The sequence below is a fragment of the Finegoldia magna genome (assembly GCF_018371055.1).
Taxonomy (GTDB): Bacteria; Bacillota; Clostridia; order Tissierellales; family Peptoniphilaceae; genus Finegoldia; species Finegoldia magna_I.
The window spans coordinates 1-2,813 of record NZ_JAGYZD010000215.1; the positions used below are offsets into that span (position 1 = coordinate 1).

Genomic DNA, 2,813 nt, shown 5'->3' on the forward strand with positions numbered 1-2,813 from the left:
TCAGATGCTGTTTGGTATTCTGAATTAACCATAAGCATTTCGTAGCCGTTTTTTACGAAGTTATCTCTGAGTTTGTCTGGCAAGAATGTCGCAGGAATTGTAACACCTGTGATTGAATTCGTTCCGACAACTGAATTGATACCGTCGATGTGTTCTATTTCATCAATCATAGAATCCATAGCAGTGTTAGATAAATTATCTTTTACAACGATAAAATGAGTACTTGCCATGTTATAGTCTTTCTTCATTTTATTAAGAGATACTATGGAGTCCAAATCTTGTGGCAATGATCTATCCAAGTTGTAGTATAATTTTGTGTTTACAGATCCATAAATTGCTGGAATAAATAACACTACAAATACTAATGCCAACACTTTTCTCTTATCTACGACGAAGTTTGGTAATTTTGTAAATTCCGGAAGTAATACTTTGTGATTGTATTTGTCCACAGCTTTTTCTGTAAGAAGTAGCATTGGTGGAAGAACAACCAAAGTAGATAAGAGTCCGATGAATACACCCTTACTCATTACAAGACCGATATCTTTACCCAACGATAATCTCATCAATATTAAAACCAAGAAACCTGCAAAAGTTGTAAGTGAAGATGAGAATAGCGATGAGAATGTCGCCTCAATAGCTTTCGCCATTGCTTTTGCATGAGAGTCTCTCTTTTTCTTTTCCGCTGCATATCTGTGATACAAGAAAATCGAATAATCCATCGTAACGGCAAGTTGCAACACCGCTGCAATCGCCTTTGTAATGTAGGATATTTGTCCTAAGAATATATTAGTCCCAAAATTATAAACAACAGCATATCCTATATTCAACATAAACACGAATGGAATTACCGTCGATTCATTCGTCAAGCTCAACACCACAAGTCCAAGTGCCACAGCAAGCATTACATAAATCGGCGTTTCCTTGTCAATCAAATCCTTCGTGTCTTTTACAAGAGCACTAATACCACTCAAGTATTTTTCTTTCGAATTGATTTGTTTGATTTGTTCTATCGCCTTCATAGTTCTCATTGAAGATGACGATTCACTAAACTTAACCATCATTAAAGTACTATCTTTGGCATAGAACACATCTCTAATATCATCTGGCAAAAATTCGTTAGGAACAGTTGGCCCTAAAATTGAAGTCTTGGATATAACATCCTCAACGCCGTCGATTTTTTGCACTTCTTCTCTTAATTTCTCAGCATCATTATCGGTGCCTTTTAAAATTAACATCCCAGTAGCTGCATTTTTGAAATCTTTGTCCAAAATAGTTTGACCTTGTGTAGATTTCAAATCAGTTGGCAAATAAGACAAAATATCGTAGTTGATATTTGTAGCCTTATAACCAATTATTGATGGAATCAACAATAAAGTCATAACCAAAAGCACTAACTTAGGATGATTAGCTATAAATTCTGAAAATTTCTTCATGTAAAAATCACCCTTATCTATTTAAAATTTGTTTAATCACCCCAACCAAAACAGACTTCATTTCATCAATCGATAAAATAGAATCCTTTCTGATTGCAAGCTTACAAGTTGAAATCACAGTTTCAATCGTCAAAGAAAGAATATATAATTTTTGTGAATCAGAATATTCCTTTGAGAACAACTGTGAATACTTCTTCAAAATGTATTTCAGAGCAGTGTCTGTTTCAGAAAATCTCTTATCATTTTCTACCTTAGCATACAAAGCCCAGTTCAAATTACTAGCAACAAGTTCAAATTCAAAAGGATTAGCAATATAATAATCAATAATATAATCCAAAAAACTAATAAACCTTTCAATGTGATCCTCTTGCGTACATTTCTTCTCAGTTTCCACCACTAAATCAGTAAGCTTCTTCAGGACGATTTGTTCCTTCAAATCTTCCTTGTCCTTAAAATACGAATAAAAAGTTCCCAATCCCAAATCAGTGTTATTCATAATATCTCTGATAGTCGTCTTATCAACGCCCTTTTTCTCAAACATCTTAACTGCAGATTGGATTATTTGTAATTTATTATCTTTTTTCTTTTCATCCAAATACGACACAACTAACCTCCTTTCATCTTTTGAACACCGTTCATTTCTTTCGACGTTTTATATTGTACCACTTTTTTGAACTATGTTCAACATTTTTCCTAAATTTTTTTGTTTTTATTTTTTTGATTTAAAACATTGAAATACCAACGTTTATTTTAAAATTTAATTGTTTATTCGATATTTTTCAATTTCATAAAACAAATTTTTTGAAATTTTATAACATTTTTGAGGAAAATTTTTTTGGTTTTTGAAGTCCAATTAAATTTGGACAAAAAATTCCGTGAAGCTAATCCACGGAATAATTTGTAATATTTTATTTTATATTCATGATAAAATCTCTTTTTTCCATAATTTCTTCTGTTTTTGGGCCATAAGAAACATAAGAGATTTCTGTGTCTAATTCTTTTTCGATGAATGTCATGTATTTTAAGAAGTTTACTTCGAACACATCATTCCAACCGTCAAATTCTTTGTAGATTGGTTTTGCTTTTTTGAAATCATTTGAAATGAATGGCATTTTTTGTTCTATGCCGTCAATTTCATATCCAACGCATACTTTTACTTTGTCGTAGCCGTTTAATACGTCTGCTTTTGTCATGACAATTGAATTGATTTTGCTCTTTTTGATTGCATAACGAAGTTGTGCAAGGTCAATCCAACCTACACGTCTGTTTCTTCCTGTAGTTGCTCCGAATTCATTGCCTAATTTTCTAAGCTTGTCAGCTTCTTCATCGAACAATTCTGTTGGGAATTCACCTTCTCCAACTCTTGATGTGTATGCTTTT

The 2,813-nt window shown here is 32.5% G+C and carries 3 protein-coding genes; all 3 read right to left on the reverse strand.

All coding sequences use genetic code 11. The annotated features are described in order from the left end of the window. A partial coding sequence (locus tag KHW44_RS08125) for an MMPL family transporter (protein WP_304068252.1) occupies positions 1 to 1,433 on the reverse strand: 1,433 nt, incomplete at its 3' end. Positions 1,434 to 1,446: 13 nt separating this feature from the next. Beyond that, a complete protein-coding gene (locus tag KHW44_RS08130) occupies positions 1,447 to 2,037 on the reverse strand; it encodes a TetR/AcrR family transcriptional regulator (RefSeq protein WP_304068254.1) in 591 nt (196 codons plus the stop codon). Between the two features lie 304 nt (positions 2,038 to 2,341). Continuing rightward, on the reverse strand, positions 2,342 to 2,813 hold a 472-nt coding region (locus KHW44_RS08135), incomplete at its 5' end, for an adenylosuccinate synthetase (protein WP_304068256.1).